Genomic DNA, 16,565 nt, shown 5'->3' with positions numbered 1-16,565 from the left:
TTCCGCGTGGCTCGCGCGCGGGCAATTCCTGAAAGGACTGATTTTTCATGGCAGAACGTAGAACACTGGGTGTCGGGATACTCGGAGCGGGGTTCATTGGGAACTTCCACGTTGACTCATTCCGTGGAGTGCGTGATGGCGACATCGTGGCGGTGTGCTCCCGTCGCCTTGAGCGCGCAGCTGACCTGGCCGCGAAGGCGGAGGCACTTGGCGTCGGCTCTGGCGTGACCGCCTACGACGAGATCGTCGAGTTGGTGCGGGACCCCCGGGTTGAAGCGATTTGGGTGTTGACGCCCAACTTCACAAGGGTCGAGGTCATCAAAGCGATTACGGATGAGGTGATTTCGGGTCGCGCGGAACTCAAGGCTCTTGCAATCGAGAAGCCCCTGGGACGCAATGTGGCCGAAGCACGGGAGGTTTTGGAGATGGTTCAGGGCGCTGGCCTCCTTCACGGTTACCTGGAGAACCAGGTTTATGCTCCGGGTTTGGTGCGTTCACGCGAGATCATTTGGGCCCGGGGAGCCGCCGGGTCCGGCTCCCCTTACCTGGCACGTGCCGCGGAGGAGCATTCGGGTCCTCACAACACCTGGTTCTGGAATGGGGCGACAGAGGGCGGGGGTGTCCTCAACGACATGATGTGTCACTCTGTGGAGGCGGGCCGCTTCCTTCTTACCCCTCCCGGCACTCGCCTCTCCGAATGGCTGACGCCAGTGTCGGTGACGGCCACCATCGCCTCCCTGAAGTTCGGTCGTCCCGAGTACGCCAAGTGGTTGCAGGACAACTACGAGGGCGTCGTGGATTACACCAAGACCCCGTCTGAGGATTACGCTCACGCCGTCTTCGAGTTCATCAACGGTGATGGCGAACCTGTTGTCGTGGAAGCCACCACCTCCTGGTCGTTTGTCGGCGCCGGTCTCAGGCTGTCATTCGAGCTACTCGGGCCGGAGTACTCCATGGAGAATGACACCCTCTCCACCGAATCCAAGCTCTTCCTTTCCCGGAACTTGCAGCAGGCCGAGGGCGAGGACATGATCGAGAAGCAGAATGCCGAGCAGGGCTTGATGCCCCTGCTTTCAGACGAGGCCGTCTCCTACGGTTACACGGGCGAGAACTCCCACCTCACCACCATGTTCCTCCAGGGTGAGCAGCCACTAGAGGGCCTAGAATCCGGCCTCGAAGTCATCGAAATGCTCATGGCGGCCTACAAGTCAGCCGAGCAGGGCCGCACCATCACCTGGCCCCTCGACCTCGAGGACTTCGTCCCTGCCGTTGCCAAGGGGGAGTGGAACCCGCGTGGGTAGAGGAGACCGGTAGGTGGTGTCCGCCGGTGGCCCGGACGCTGCGTTGCTGGTCGGTCCCCCTAGGGTGCCTTGGTCCCCTGCAGGTTGTGTTCGAGGTCGATTTGGTGGGGTTCCTCGCCCTCACCAGCTCCGAGGAGCCTGCGGGGGGCCGAGGCTGTCCGTTTGGTAGAGGACGTGCCGCGGCTGTCGGGCGTCTGCCGGAGCTGATGGCGCGTCGGACGCTTGCCAGCTTGCGGGTGGGGGCGCCGACCGACGACTTGGGATGGGCCCCGAGGGCTCGCCTAAAGCTCAGGTAGAAGGTGGTTTAGGGCCCTGATGAGGGAGTTGAGAATCCGCGGCGGCGGATCAATGGCGGACCGACACTCGAGAGAAGGGGTATCGGCGTCAGACGGTTTGCTAATGACGGGGAGCACGAGCGTGGGCACACATGCTTTCTTCTGCGGGGTGCATCGCACGGTGGACCAGCGTAAACGGCCGCAAGACCACCTCGGAACTTCCGGGAGACGACCCTGCAACTACGGCGGGATCACAGGGTATCTTCGGCGCCCCTCCGCGGACCTCTGCGCGAGAGTGCCCACACAGACTTCAACAGGGCGACCTCCCAGGCAGCCTGCTTGCCTGAAGTCAGTACCGCCGCGACTTCGCCATCAAGAGCGGCGCCGCTTCCGCCCAAATCAACGGGTCGGGCACCCCGGTGACAATTCCGTGTTGTGACAGGAGTTTGCGCAGCAAGTCCATCAGGGGTGTCAGCTTCTTCGCCTGGTCGTAGGTGATGTTGATGACCCGCCAGTCCGCAGCCTCCAGCATCTGTTGCCTCGCGACAAACCTGTCAGCAACCCTGTAGGCCGAGGTCGAGGACTCCCCAAACTTGCCCCTGCCGGTCACCTCGATCGCCAGTTTGGCGGTTGGAACCCCAATGTCTATGCGGAAATTCTGCTTCCCCGCCGTGACCGGCACCTGGGTGAGGACGCTCGCGGACTTCTTCACGATGGATCGCAACGACCACAGCACTATGGACTCAGCCGGAGACTCAAGGCCGCCATCGGCGCTGGCCAAGAGCGCCCTCGTCCTGCGAATCCTTGGAACGGCGCCCAAAGTATCCAAGTCCTGACGTAGAGCCTGCCTGACAATCTGCACCCGTTGTCGCGACCCGGCCAAGTCGCGGCTATCCCACCGCGCAAGATGCCGCAGTAGCAACGAAACGTTGTGAAACGCCTGAAGAGGGTGGAGTAGCCGACACAAGTCGTACACAATAAGGTGCGCCGGCGCGATCTGAATGCCCGAGTGAACCCCGGTTTCGTAAGGGTCAACCTCCACACCCTGAGCGGCGAGGCGATGCCCGAAGGAAGTCTCCCCACTACCCCGCAACTGTTTGGTCTTGTGCCGAATCTGCACCAACCGCACCTCAGGGACCCTCGCGTTGTGGACGGGAACCGCTGGTAACACGCACTTGTGTCCGGACCGCCGGACCCGACGAACCACGACATCGGGATTGTTCCACCACGGTTGTAAACCAAGGATGACGAGGGCGGATTCCCCGCTAAAGACAAAGTCACCGTCCTCGGCGGCGTGACGGGCACGGGTGGAAATTAGGTGCTGAACCGTGAGAATCCGCGCTTCCGCGACCCTCTGCCGAGTCACCCACGGCTTCTCAGAGGCGTGCAGTTTGCGCTGACTCAAATGGGCGCAATGCCCGATCTGGACAAATCCATTGCGGAGCGCGCGCGCCGTCGACACGCGGTTCGTCGAGGACGTAACCACCAGGTCTGAGTGTCGAATCTCCATACCAACACTCTGCTCGAACCAATGCGGGCTGGAAACCTCAGCACCACCAATCTGGGGATAACGCCGGGGTGGCCGTCCTGGGGAAACCGCTTCCGGGGACTAGTGGGTTCTGTACGCGCTGGGCGGAGTCCGTGCCCCAGACCGTGATCCGTACTACTATTTATGGGGTTAGAGATCATGTACGCGGCCCCAAACGGGGGCTTCAAGCGGACTTTCTAAGAATGAGGTAGTGCCATGAAGAAGTTCATCAAATCCATTTTCTGTCTAGGTCTTCTTGCTGGTGGCGCGGTTGTTGCCATCCAGTTCCAGCCGGTGCGTGACGCCCTGAAGAAGATTGGCGTGCCGCTCTAGGCGGCCGAGTTGCACACCCCGTTTGTGGGGTGAGCCAAAACCAGCCCCATGCTCCGAGTTGAGTGTGGGGCTGTGTTGTGCCCGTCCCCACGGGTACCGCCGTGCTCCGCTCGCCTGACGTTGTGGTCCGGCTCCTCTCCGCTCGGCTGACGTTGTGGTCCGGCTCCCCTCCGCTCGCCTGACGTTGTGGTCCGGCTCCTCTCCGCTCCCCTCCGCTACCGGCGGCCCGTTCGGGGTCTGTTGGTCCCCTGGAGGTTGGGTACGAGGGCGGATTTGGTCGCAGAATCGCCCTGCGGGGGACCGAGGCGCTTCCGGGGGGCCGTGGGCAGGTGCGGCATGAGGGCACGGGGTAGCGCGCTCGTTGGAGGTGAACCGCTGCCAGCGGCGTCGCTTGCGGTACCGACGCGTGATCTGGTCGTCCCCCGGGTTCGACTCCGCGCAGTTTGCGCGGGTGGCCCCAGGCTCTACTTCTTCGTCGGGGGCATGCTGCGGCGGTTGTGGCTCTCTGTAGTGGCCGTCGTGGTTGGTCCCCACGGGGTTGGTTGGTCCCCTGGAGGTTGGGTACGAGGGCGGATTTGGTCGCAGAATCGCCCTGCGGGGGACCGAGGCGCTTCCGGGGGACCGAGGGGGTACGGCGGCGTGGGTGCGGGGGTTGGCGGGTAGGGGAGTGCTGGCGTCGGTGGCATCGGCAGCGGGGGACCGTGGGAGAGCCCGCCCCGCGGCCCACTGCGTCCCATCGCACACACCCCCACATTGACCCAGACTTACCCGCGCAACTACGCTGTTTCCCGGTACTCGATTTGTCGGGTTCCCAGCCTGCACCGGCCTCAGGGCCAGATCCTCCCTCTTTTGGGGGTGGGGCAGCGTGCAGCAGCGGGCTCCAGTTCCGTCGGAGCTCCGGGTGTCATTCTCCTGGCCAGGATCCCAGATCCAGGTTTCAGTCATGGCGCACCGGCCCCTGGCGGTGGTGTGTGCGCAGGGGATCAGCTAAGTCGACCAAAAGCCGAAATAGGTCGCGCACCTGAAAACGCACGGCCTGCAACAGAAGAGACGGAGCAGTAGTGCCAACAATTCAACAGTTGGTCCGCAAGGGCCGCAAGCCCAAGCCGCGGAAGGCCAGCACCCCCGCGCTGAAGGGTTCCCCTCAGCGTCGCGGCGTATGCACCCGCGTTTACACCACAACCCCTAAGAAGCCGAACTCGGCGCTGCGTAAGGTCGCCCGTGTGCGCCTCTCCAGCGGCATGGAAGTTTCCGCTTACATTCCCGGCGAAGGCCACAACCTCCAGGAGCACTCGATGGTCCTGGTCCGTGGCGGCCGCGTCAAGGACCTCCCTGGCGTTCGCTACCGCATCGTCCGCGGCGCGCTTGACACCCAGGGTGTCCGCGACCGCAAGCAGGCTCGTTCCCGCTACGGCGCGAAGAAGGAGAAGAAGTAATGCCACGTAAGGGTCCAGTCCCCAAGCGTCCCCTGGTTGACGATCCGGTTTACGGCTCAAAGCTGGTTTCCCAGCTGGTCAACCGCATCCTTCTGGATGGCAAGAAGTCCATCGCCGAGGCGATCGTTTACGGCGCCCTCGAAACCGTCGCAGAGAAGACCGATCAGGATCCAGTCGTCGTGCTGAAGCGCGCCCTCGACAACATCCGCCCCGCCCTTGAGGTTCGTTCCCGCCGTGTTGGTGGCGCAACCTACCAGGTCCCGGTTGAGGTTCGCCCCTCCCGCGCAACCACGCTGGCCCTGCGCTGGCTGGTTGACTTCTCACGCAAGCGTCGCGAGAAGACAATGACTGAGCGTCTCGCAAACGAAATCATGGACGCTTCGAATGGTCTTGGCGCTGCTGTGAAGCGTCGCGAAGACATGCACAAGATGGCCGAATCTAACCGCGCCTTCGCGCACTACCGCTGGTAGTCGCAGGGTTCGACTAACACAAGTAAGGATTACTCGTGGCACTTGAAGTGTTGACCGACCTCAACAAGGTCCGCAACATCGGCATCATGGCTCACATCGACGCCGGCAAGACCACCGTGACGGAACGCGTTTTGTTCTACACGGGTATCAACTACAAGATTGGCGAGTCGCATGACGGCGCCGCCACCACCGACTGGATGGAGCAGGAGAAGGAACGTGGCATCACGATCACTTCTGCCGCTGTGACAACGTTCTGGAAGGGTTACCAGATCAACGTCATCGACACCCCCGGTCACGTTGACTTCACGGTCGAGGTCGAGCGCTCACTGCGCGTCCTCGACGGCGCCGTCGCCGTTTTCGATGGTAAGGAAGGCGTTGAACCGCAGTCCGAAACCGTGTGGCGTCAGGCTGACAAGTACAACGTCCCGCGTATTTGCTTCATCAATAAGATGGACAAGCTTGGTGCGGATTTCTACTATTCGGTGAAGACGATCATTGATCGCCTCGGCGCGAAGCCGATCGTCATGGAGTTGCCGATTGGCGCTGAAAGTGATTTCAGCGGCGTCGTCGACCTCATCACCATGCGTGGCCTCACCTTCCCCGCGAAGGACGAGGACGGCAACGCAACCCTTGGTGCGCTTGTGGTCGAGGGCGATATCCCCGCCGACCTGCAGGCCAAGGCCGAAGAGTACCGTGAGAAGCTCATGGAAGCCGCAGCTGAGGGCTCCGAGGAGCTCATGGATGCCTACCTTGAGAACCTTGAACTGACGAACGAGCAGATCAAGGAGGGCGTCCGCGCCCTGACCATCTCGGGTGAAGCGTTCCCGGTTTACTGTGGTACCGCCCTTCGCAACATGGGTGTGCAGCCCGTCCTCGACGCTGTCGTTGACTTCCTGCCTTCCCCTCTGGACGTTGGCGCAATGGAGGGCTTCAAGCCCGGCTACGAAGAGGACGGCAACACCGAGGTCCGCCAGCCGGACGAGGACGAACCGTTCTCAGCCCTGGCGTTCAAGATCGCGGCTCACCCGTTCTTCGGCAAGTTGACGTTCATCCGTGTTTACTCGGGCAAGGTTGAAACCGGTTCGCAGGTTCTCAACTCCACCAAGGGTAAGAAGGAGCGCATTGGAAAGATCTTCCAGATGCACTCCAACAAGGAGAACGCTGTTGATGCCGCTCACGCCGGTCACATTTACGCTGTTGTGGGTCTGAAGGACACCACAACCGGTGACACGCTGTGTGCAATCGACAAGCCGATCGTCCTCGAAACCATGACGTTCCCCAAGCCCGTTATTCACGTGGCTGTGGAACCGAAGTCGAAGGCCGACCAGGAAAAGATGAGCATCGCGATCCAGAAGCTCGCGGAAGAGGATCCCACCTTCTCCGTTGAACTGGATCCGGAGACCGGCCAGACCATCATCGGTGGTATGGGCGAACTTCACCTGGACATCATCGTTGACCGCATGCGTCGCGAGTTCAAGGTTGAGGCAAACGTCGGTAAGCCGATGGTTGCCTACCGCGAAACCATTCGCAAGGCTGTCGAAAAGCTGGAGTACACCCACAAGAAGCAGACGGGTGGTTCCGGCCAGTTCGCTCGCGTCATTGTCGCGATCGAGCCGATGGAAGCCAACGCAGAGGCAGAGTACGAGTTCGAGGACAAGGTCACTGGTGGCCGCGTTCCGCGCGAGTACATCCCCTCGGTCGACAAGGGTATGCAGGCCGCCATGGAGTCCGGCGTCCTCGCTGGATACCCGCTGGTTGGTATCAAGGCAACCCTGCTCGACGGTGCTTACCACGACGTTGACTCTTCGGAAATGGCGTTCAAGATCGCCGGTACCATGGCAATGCGCGAGGCCGCCAAGAAGGCAAGCCCCGTCCTGCTGGAGCCGGTTATGGACGTTGAGGTTCGTACTCCCGAAGAGTACATGGGTGACGTGATTGGCGACCTCAACAGTCGTCGTGGACAGATCCAGTCGATGGACGAGGCCGCAGGCGTTCGCGTCGTACGCGCCCTCGTACCACTGTCGGAAATGTTCGGTTACGTTGGTGACCTGCGTTCGAAGACCCAGGGTCGCGCTGTTTACAGCATGCAGTTTGATAGCTACGCCGAGGTCCCACGTAATGTGGCCGAGGAAGTTATCGGTAAGTCTCGGGGCGAGTAACCCCGGGGTATAAACGTAGTTTCGGGGCACATCCCGCCCCGAAACCGCGTTTCCCCTCACAAAATCAAATAGGAAACCCCGTAGTTGCGGGCCCCCGTTGTAGAGTTACTTCGGGCCATAGGCTTCTATCAACTACCCCGAGTCCAGGAGGACAAAAGTGGCGAAGGCCAAGTTTGAGCGTACAAAGCCGCACGTCAATGTCGGCACCATCGGTCACGTTGACCACGGCAAGACGACGCTGACCGCAGCGATCACCAAGGTTCTGGCAGACAAGTACCCGGACCTGAACAGCTTCACCCCGTTCGACAAGGTCGACAACGCACCTGAAGAGCGCGAACGCGGTATCACCATCAACGTTTCCCACGTTGAGTACCAGACCGAGGATCGTCACTACGCACACGTTGACGCCCCTGGTCACGCTGACTACGTCAAGAACATGATCACCGGTGCTGCCCAGATGGATGGCGCAATCCTGGTGGTTGCAGCGACTGACGGCCCGATGGCCCAGACTCGCGAGCACGTTCTTCTGGCACGCCAGGTTGGCGTTCCCACCATCCTTGTTGCACTGAACAAGTCCGACATGGTTGATGACGAAGAAATGCTTGAACTGGTTGAGGAAGAGGTCCGTGACCTTCTGACCAGCCAGGGCTTCGACGGCGACAACGCTCCTGTTATCCAGGTTTCCGCACTGAAGGCGCTTGAGGGCGATCCGGAGTGGGGCGCGAAGGTTGCAGAGCTCATGGATGCGGTTGACACGTACGTTCCCACCCCGGAGCGCGACATGGACAAGCCGTTCCTGATGCCGATCGAGGACGTGTTCACCATCACCGGTCGTGGCACTGTTGTCACCGGTCGTGTTGAGCGTGGCAAGCTGCCGATCAACTCCGAAGTTGCCATCCTGGGTCTGCGCCCGGAGCAGAAGACGACCGTTACCGGTATCGAAATGTTCCACAAGCAGATGGATGAAGCTTGGGCAGGCGAGAACTGTGGTCTGTTGCTTCGTGGCATCAAGCGTACCGATGTTGAGCGCGGTCAGGTTATCGCGATCCCCGGTTCGATCAAGCCTCACACCAAGTTCAAGGGTCAGGTTTACATCCTCAACAAGTCTGAGGGTGGCCGTGAGAAGCCGTTCTTCTCCAACTACCGTCCCCAGTTCTACTTCCGTACCACGGACGTCACCGGTATCATCCAGCTGCCTGAGGGTCGCGACATGGTCATGCCTGGCGACACCACCGAGATTGACGTTGAGCTGATTCAGCCCATCGCCATGGAAGTTGGCCTCGGCTTCGCTATCCGCGAGGGCGGCCGTACCGTTGGTTCAGGTAAGGTCATCGAGATCGTTGAGTAGTTTCTAATCGAAGCGGCCCCGTGCCGCGGAGCAACTGCTTGGAGCCTTAGGGCTCAGCTAGGGCGGGATCCTCAAAAGGGATCCCGCCCTTTTGCGTGCCTGACGCGGGACGCCCCCTCCGACCCCCGTGCCACGCCACCTTCCGTCTCCGTGCCCGATCAGGCGGGGGTCGTCCTCTCGGCCCCCGCGCCACGCGCTCTCCCGACGCCGCGCGGAGTTGCTACTTTTGGAGCTTGATTTGTGCCGGATCGCGTCAAATCAAGCGTCGAGCAGTAGGTATTCCGAATGGCGTGCTGTGAGACACCCAGGAGAGGGCGTCGAACAGTAGTAATTCTGCAAGTGCATCCCGTGACCGTGCGCGCCTTCATCCACAGGGCCGAAGGAATGGTGCTGTCCACAGGGAACCCAAAACCCCGGCCGCTCGCGCCTCCAACCAGCCATGATCTGCGCATGGAACTTTCAACCGCCGACGTGCTCGCAGCCATGTGCTTTGCCCGTGAAGACCCGAGCCTCCGCCCGAATAGCGCCCGGACTACCGCGCTAGTACGCATCGACCGGGGAGCGTACCTTGACCCATCGCTCATCCCCATCGATGCGAAGCCTTGGGAGATCGAACGCACTGTGACCAAAGCAAGGTGTCACGCACTCGCGCGCCGCACCCGAAGGTCAGATACGCACCCCTATCTCTCAACCCCGATCCTCACGGGAGAAGCAGCCATGGTGGCTGCTGGCGCAGGCACGTGGGATCCGCTACCGGCAATCACCTTCCGGGATGAGGTCCAGCCCTGCGTCCGCAGCCCTTTCCCAGCGGCGCGTCTCGCAGGGAAGCGCGTGCCTCCCGTCCGGGTACTGCAACTTGCCAGCACCCCGAGCCTCGCGTCCATCTCTGCAGAGTTCCAAGGCATTCAGCTTCCTGCCGTCCCACTCCTAGTTGCAGATCTAGCCCGTACGGCGCACCCCGTGAGCGCATACGCCAACATCTGCACTACCTTCTCCCGCGTCACAGAGTTCGACAATAGGGACCAAGGCGCATCCCGCGCTCGCGAGAGCGCCTTGAGAACTGAAATCCTCCAAGCACTCAGCCCTTTCGACTCCACCCGTGCGATTGCTCAGATCCGCGCACTCATCGCGAGGGCCGACGCCGGTGCCGGGTCCGTCTGGCAGGGTGGTTTTCTATGGATGCTGCACTGCTGGCTGAAGCCCAGCATCAGCTGGGAGAGTCAGTACCACGTCTCCCTGGACGGCATGAACTACTACTGTGACGCTGCCATCCCGGAGATGAAGATTAGCCTGGAGTTCGAGGGCACCGGAAAACTCGGTCAGACAGAGCAGGAGTGGCGCCAACGCTCCCGCGATTTCCTGAGGCGGGCTCAATCCTTCTCCCGCCACGGCTGGACGACCGTCCGCCTCACTGCACCAGACTTCCGCAATGTCGAGGCAGCAATGTGGACCCTCGGCCAAGACCTAGACCGCTTGGACATCGCTAGAAGACGGCCGGGAGGACCTCTCTGGAAGCCACTTGGGGTAGGGGATGCGTCTTATCAGCGGCATTGAGGCTGCCACGTCAACGGGGTCAGGTGGTGAACCGAGGCAGCCCCTCTGAAGTCGTGAGACGGACAGGGACTCTCCGGATCTCCGCCACGCCAGGTACGCTCGAGGAAACCTGTCACAGGAGACGCCATGAGGACCAGACACACGAGGGCGATGCTGACATTGGGCGCCGCCGCGCTCGCGCTCACCGCCACCTCCTGCGCGGGATCTGCCGTCAACCCCGAACCTCCCGAGCCGCCCACAACGATCGGCGCCCCACTCGAGTTGCCTGCGCCGACCGGTGTGCCCGCCGCCTCACTCAACGACACCATCGATGAACGCCATTCTGTCCGCGCTTTCTCCGCCCAGCCCCTCACCCAGGAGGGTCTCGCCACGCTTCTGTGGGCAACCTACGGCTACCGCTCTGATGGCGGTCGCACGATCCCATCGGCTGGCGGCCTCTACGCCCTCACCATCTTCATAGCGATCGGCGACGTCGAGGACGTTCCTCCCGGCGTATATATCTGGGATCCAGCCAGGAACCAACTTGGCATGATATCCACGGACGACCCGCGCACCGATCTGGAAGCCGCAGCCCTTAACCAGACCGCGATTGGAGATGCCCCGGTGACCATCGCGATTGCGGGTTCCCCTCTTCGTCTCGAAGAGAGATACGCGGAGCGGGCAGAGCAGTTCACGGTGAACGAGGCCGGCCACGCCTCCCAGAACCTGCTCCTCATGGCAACGGCCCTCGGGCTCGCGGCGGTTCCTATTGGAGGGTTCGAGGACGATCGCGTGAGCGCAACACTCGAGCTCCCAGCCGGGGAAGTCCCTTACTACCTGGTTCCGGTGGGTACGCCAGCGAGCTAAACGCAGCTGCCTCCTAACTTCGCTGCACCATACCGACGCCTGAACTCCACGGGTTGTAGATGAGTTCTGTCCGCATGTGAGCAGAGCCACCGCGAAAATTGCAAGTACTCATCCAAAAATCACCCGTCTGGATCACCCGCCCGGGTCAAATGTCCTACACTTGCGATGAAACTTAGACCCTTGGCTAGGTATATGCGATCTAAACCATGACATTTGGTCACCATGCTGCTAGCGGGTGATCAAAAGTGTGGTTAAGAAGTTTACGAAAGTGATGACGTGAAAGCCGCGTCATATTTTGGAGGGACGACGCGTGACGACGATTTGGCAAGCAGTAGGACTCAGACGTTTTGCTGGCGTAACCACAGCCGCCATACTTTCGCTTTCCATCCTCGGTGCGACCACGGTTGCATCCGCGTCCGAAGAGCTTCCGCAGAGCGGCCTTGATGATCAATCCAGTTCCTCAGCTGATGTGCACGCACAGAGCGGCGGCCCAGGCGAGGGTTCCGCGGTGCCGCTCTCTACATCGACTGGCGATGAGGCAGCGTCTGACATGGACGTCGAGCTCTTCGCGATGCCGACAGGACGCAACTACCTCACCTGGCAAGTCACGAATGCGACAGGTGACCACATAGGGGGCGCAACTGTAGCTGTCCAAGGTCCCCGCACGGGCAACAACAATTGGACTCGCACTTACTACGTCACGGACTGCACCGAGGATCCATGCCCGGCACAGCAGAACGCAATGTACTCAATGGATCAGGATCCTCGCCCGGGACACTTTGCGGTTGAGCAACTAACAGCGGTTACCGGAACCACTCAGACGAACCACACCATCAGCGCCAACTCGAGGTACCGGATCCAACCAGTCGGGTCTCTGCCCGGATACAAGTGGACTACTAGTACTACAGGTTGGAATGAGATCGCTGGCAATGGAAACAGCCCGACGAACTGGCCTTCGAATGGTCCCTGGAACTTCGGGGAGCTTCGCGTTGAGGCGCTTACGCCCAACAACGTCTGTCTGAACCCCGCCTACGCCAATAGTTACTACACCCTGCAGAGGGCATCCTCAGGCTCAACCTCCACTAGTATTCAACGCGCTTCGCACAATACGGCTGCCACCTCAATCAACACCGGTTTGAGCTCCGTTCCGAACTCGGCCGCGAATGTTCTATCCGGACAGACGGCTAACGCCCTCGGCGTGACATCAACGGGCGTCTTCTACTTCACCGCCCAAAATGGAAATTCGAAGTTGGTTTCGGTCTACCGCTTTGACCCCGCATCCGGGGCGTCCCCGTACCCGGTCTTCACAATGAACCTGCTCTCCCCAACGGCAGGCTATGTCGTCGCTGGCGATGCCACCATCTATGAGGGTCGCGAGGAGTTCTATTTCGCATACTTCTCGATGAGTGAGGGAACGAACCAGAATCGTCCTCTTCGACTCCACCTCTACCGTTACGTTCCTGGTGTTGGTGACCGTACCGGCGAAGTTGCGCACGTCGATGTCCCGAGGCCGTCTGGCTTCACCACACAACCAAACGAGATGAATGGCGACTTTGCCTTCGATGCTCAGAACAACATCCAGTTCATCATCTCTGACACGAACGGCGGCCGCACGGTATCTGGCGTCATCGACCAAGACGACTTCCAGCAGCGCCCTGGTGCGCACAACCTCGAGGACGTGCCGACCATTACCGGTAGTGCCAACGCAGGGCAACTCCCAACCGGCATGAGGCAAGCGATCAACGGTGTCACCTTCACCTCGTCGGGCAAGGCGATCATCCAGCAGGGTGGAGGTACCGGGAACACGAGCAACTGGAACGCGCTGGCAGACCCGACCAACCTCAATTTCTCAGGTCGGACCGGCTTCTCCGGCTCGATGTCATTGGTAGACCTCGCGAGCTGCTCGACCCCCGCAACAGTCACGGTTCAGAAGGTTGTTGACGGAGTTCGTGTCGGAGGAGACGCGGACCAGTTCGGCCTTTCCGCAGCCCGAGTCTCAGGGGGCCAGACTCTGTCGTTCGAGGGCGTGACTACCACTGGCGTAGCACCCGGCCTCCAAAACGAGCAGATTGGTGCGTATGTTCTCCAACTGGACGGTACGTTCAAGGCCAGTGAGACCTTCACCAACTCGGCCACGCAGGATGCCTACTCCACGACTCGCGAGTGCTACGCCCTAAACCCCGACGGGACGCGTGGTCAGACGGTTCTTGAAAGGGCAGAAGGCACGAGCCTCGAGTTTGCGCTGAACGTCGGTCAGCCCGGCACGCCCGAAGCTGTCGTCCCCGGCGCCAACCTGGTTTGTGTCTTCACCAATACCCCATTCGCGCCGGCCAAGGTAATCATGCATAAAGATCTCCTCCCCTCAGATGGGGGATCGGGACCTAGCACCCCAGGACAGGGCTGGGAGATGACCGCCTCGCCCACGGCGACGCAGGGAACGATCACCAACGTGACTCCCACAAACACAAACCAAGACACGAACGAGGACGGAGATGCTGAGTGGACGGTCAACTTCGAGCGTCCCACCGAAGGGGAGCCCACACCGTCGGCGAGCATCACGGTGTCCGAGGAAGACCGCGACGGCTTCTCCTTTGTGAACGGCACCTGCACGCACGAGAAGTCTGACGGAACCACAACGTCCTACGATCTGACCAGCGAGCAGGCACTCGGAGGATTCACCGTCAACAACGTTGGTCCCGGTGAGACTCTCACCTGCGACTTCCTCAATGGTTCCGTTCCAACATTGCAGCTCTGCAAGCAGGTGGCATCAATTGAGAATGGCGTCGTTCCGGGGGCGCAACCCACGGATTGGCGTCTCACCGCAGCAGGTCAGAACGGCACTGATGGCGGGTTTACCGACGTTGCGTGCGCGCAGCCACGCCAGGTTGAACCGGGGGAGTACCTGCTCTCCGAGGAGGTCGATCCTGACAGCGAAAACTTGGTCAACGCCAACGCCTACTTGCAGTTGGGCAACTGGTCTTGTGAGCACCGCAAGATTGGTGAGAACGCATTCGGCGACCCGGTTGAGATCGATTCGGATGCCACCGTGGAGGTTCTCGGATCCGAGGCCGGTGACGACCAGGATGCCGCGGTTCGGTGCACAGTGACTAACCAGGCTGCGGAGCTCACGGTACTGAAGCAGCTGGATGGTCAGTGGGGTCCGCTGGTCAGCGACTTCAAGTTGGGTGCTGCCCCCGCGACCGCAACTCCAGGTCTTGAACTGCCGGTCCTAAGGGATGCACTTGGGAACGAGGGCGTTCGAGACTACAACTCAATCCTTGTGCGCCCGGGTATCAACTACGAGGTCTCTGAACAGAGCATCTTCCCTTACTTGCAGAGGTCGTTCCAGCAGTACCTACCCGGAGGGTCCGACGGCACAGATCTAACGACGTGCCCGGCCGTGCTCACCACTGCTGCGTTCAACAATGCTGCGTGCTGGCAGGATGCTAATCCGGATGCGGTGTCCGTCGACCAGGGGGATCGAGGGATCTACCGATTCGTTAACACGGCTCCAATTCCGCCGGAGCTGCCCCAGGCGGGCGGCACCGCCGCAACGTGGTTCATCATCGGCGGCATTGGAGCGTTGGCCGCGGCGGCACTCGCGGGCCTTACTCACATGAGGAGGCGAGCGGAGTAACTCAGAGCAGACCAAAGCAGCAAGAGACCGTTAGACAAAAAGTTTGGTGTCGCTATGGCACCTCCACGGAAGGACAATGGAGAAAATTGAAAGATAACAAAGGAACACTGGGCCGGAAGGCTCTGGCCAGTGTGGGAGCCGCCGCCTTGGGTTTGGTGGGCGTTGTCGGTTTGACGACCACGGCATTTGCGGCCGACTCGGGAAATATTGACCCAGCGAGGGATGGCACCAGCTCCCTCACGGTTCACAAGTACCTCGGATTATCCAGTGACGAATTTGGGCCGAACAACGGAAGCCTCCTCACGGGCGACGACATTCCGGATCTGCCTGTTGCAGAGGGTGTCGAGTTCACAATTCAGCAGGTGGGCGTGAAGGGTGCGGACGATTCGTGCACGCCAATCAACCTGCTAACGAATGACGGCTGGGACCAAGCCAGTGAGGTTTCTGAGGACGGACTCGGTACCGACTACTGCCTGATCGTGGGGTCTGCAGAGACTCTGGAGACCGACGAGTCTGGCGTAGCGGAGTTCGAGGATCTCTCCTTTGGCATGTACTACGTCACCGAAGGCGACGACAACGGTGACAACAACATCGTTCAGAAGGTGGACCCGTTCTTCGTGACCGTCCCCTACCCCAGCTACTCCGGCGAGACGGGTGCGGACCACGTGTGGACCTACGACGTTCACGTCTACCCCAAGAACCAGGCATCTGAGGCGCCCGAGAAGACCATCGAAGAGCGTCCTTCTGACCTCATTATCGGCTCAACCGTGACGTGGACGATCAGCGCAGTCATTCCGGATACAGCTGATGCCATTACTGAAGCCTCGATCTACGACCTACTCGATGATCGCCTGAGCTATGTGTCCTCCACCGTGAAGATCGGCGATGCTGACGTCGCAGCGGGTGATGTGACCTCCCCATCCGAGGGTGACACCGACGCCATCACCTGGACGTTCACCGATCCTCAGGGACTTGCTGCGATCAACGCCAACAAGGGTAAGACGATCACTGTTGAGTTCGTGACCACTGTAACCTCCGTGGGAGACGGCGAGATCGAGAACGCCCCGGGCATACCCGATAACGGCTACGGCTCCAGCTTCAACGACACGCCGACCCCGGGTGAGACCACGCCGGCGACCTACTGGGGTCAGCTTGCGATCCTGAAGACCGATGACAGTGAAACCGCACGAGTCCTTCAAGGCGCTGAGTTCCAGGTGTTCGAGCAGGGCGCCGGCGCGTGTGCAGCGAACGCTGAAGGTGCGGGAACTGCCATTGCCACAGGCACCTCTGGTGCCGACGGTGTTGTCCTGTGGGACAACGCCACGCCCGCGAACTCCTCGCCGCTTGGCCTATGGGTTGCCAACTACCAGGATGTGAATGATGTTCCGACGGAAGGCGCCACCAAGGACTACTGCGTCTACGAGACCAAGGCTCCAGTCGGCTACGTCGCGGGCTCCATCGCGAACCCAGTGACGATCACTCCGGGCGAGCTGGATGAAAACGAGTACACACTCACCGTTGTAAACACCCAGCAGGACGGTCCCGACCTGCCACTCACGGGTGCTGACGGTACCCGCATGATGATCATCGGCGGAACCGCTCTGGTTCTCCTTGCGGGAGGCCTGTACCTGGTGCAGCGTCGTAGGAACCACGCCCAGCAGTAGGTATAGCCTATGCC

10 protein-coding genes are annotated in these 16,565 nt (G+C 60.9%); 9 read left to right on the top strand and 1 reads right to left on the bottom strand.

Going from position 1 to position 16,565, the window contains the following annotated elements:
- The first annotated feature begins 47 nt into the window (after positions 1-47).
- A complete protein-coding gene (locus H2O65_RS08495) occupies positions 48-1,301 on the top strand; it encodes a Gfo/Idh/MocA family protein (RefSeq protein WP_182141292.1) in 1,254 nt (417 codons plus the stop codon).
- A gap of 624 nt (positions 1,302-1,925) precedes the next feature.
- Here the strand turns inward: H2O65_RS08495 and H2O65_RS08490 are convergent.
- Positions 1,926-3,086 (bottom strand): hypothetical protein, encoded by a 1,161-nt coding sequence (locus tag H2O65_RS08490; RefSeq protein WP_182141291.1) that lies wholly within the window; start codon positions 3,084-3,086, stop codon positions 1,926-1,928.
- 1,412 nt (positions 3,087-4,498) lie between these two features.
- Between H2O65_RS08490 and rpsL the strand changes: the two genes are divergently transcribed.
- The 8 genes from rpsL to H2O65_RS08450 all read left to right on the top strand — a co-directional run bounded on the left by rpsL (position 4,499) and on the right by H2O65_RS08450 (position 16,551).
- The gene (gene rpsL, locus H2O65_RS08485; protein WP_182141290.1) at positions 4,499-4,873 is read left to right on the top strand and encodes a 30S ribosomal protein S12; all 375 of its coding nucleotides are present in this window, start codon (positions 4,499-4,501) and stop codon (positions 4,871-4,873) included.
- Positions 4,873-5,343, top strand: a complete 471-nt coding sequence (rpsG, locus tag H2O65_RS08480) for a 30S ribosomal protein S7 (RefSeq protein ID WP_182141289.1) — start codon at positions 4,873-4,875, stop codon at positions 5,341-5,343. Before rpsL ends, rpsG begins: the two co-directional genes overlap by 1 nt.
- Positions 5,344-5,378: 35 nt before the next feature.
- Complete coding sequence (gene fusA / locus H2O65_RS08475; protein WP_182141288.1) at positions 5,379-7,502, top strand: elongation factor G; 2,124 nt, start codon at positions 5,379-5,381, stop codon at positions 7,500-7,502.
- 157 nt (positions 7,503-7,659) lie between these two features.
- Positions 7,660-8,850 (top strand): elongation factor Tu, encoded by a 1,191-nt coding sequence (gene tuf, locus H2O65_RS08470; RefSeq protein WP_182141287.1) that lies wholly within the window; start codon positions 7,660-7,662, stop codon positions 8,848-8,850.
- Between the two features lie 450 nt (positions 8,851-9,300).
- Positions 9,301-10,404, top strand: a complete 1,104-nt coding sequence (locus H2O65_RS08465; RefSeq protein WP_182141286.1) for a hypothetical protein — start codon at positions 9,301-9,303, stop codon at positions 10,402-10,404.
- A gap of 126 nt (positions 10,405-10,530) precedes the next feature.
- Positions 10,531-11,250 (top strand): SagB/ThcOx family dehydrogenase, encoded by a 720-nt coding sequence (locus tag H2O65_RS08460; protein ID WP_182141285.1) that lies wholly within the window; start codon positions 10,531-10,533, stop codon positions 11,248-11,250.
- A 310-nt stretch (positions 11,251-11,560) separates the two neighbouring features.
- Positions 11,561-14,887 carry an LPXTG cell wall anchor domain-containing protein gene (locus tag H2O65_RS08455; protein WP_182141284.1) on the top strand — a complete coding sequence of 1,109 codons (3,327 nt, stop codon included), beginning with the start codon at positions 11,561-11,563 and terminating at the stop codon, positions 14,885-14,887.
- Between the two features lie 86 nt (positions 14,888-14,973).
- A complete protein-coding gene (locus H2O65_RS08450; RefSeq protein ID WP_182141283.1) occupies positions 14,974-16,551 on the top strand; it encodes a SpaH/EbpB family LPXTG-anchored major pilin in 1,578 nt (525 codons plus the stop codon).
- Positions 16,552-16,565 lie beyond the last annotated feature (14 nt).

This window comes from Schaalia sp. JY-X169, from assembly GCF_014069575.1.
Taxonomy (GTDB): domain Bacteria; phylum Actinomycetota; class Actinomycetes; order Actinomycetales; family Actinomycetaceae; genus Scrofimicrobium.
Note: the sequence above shows the minus strand (reverse complement) of the source record. Positions and strands in the feature narration are given on the sequence as shown.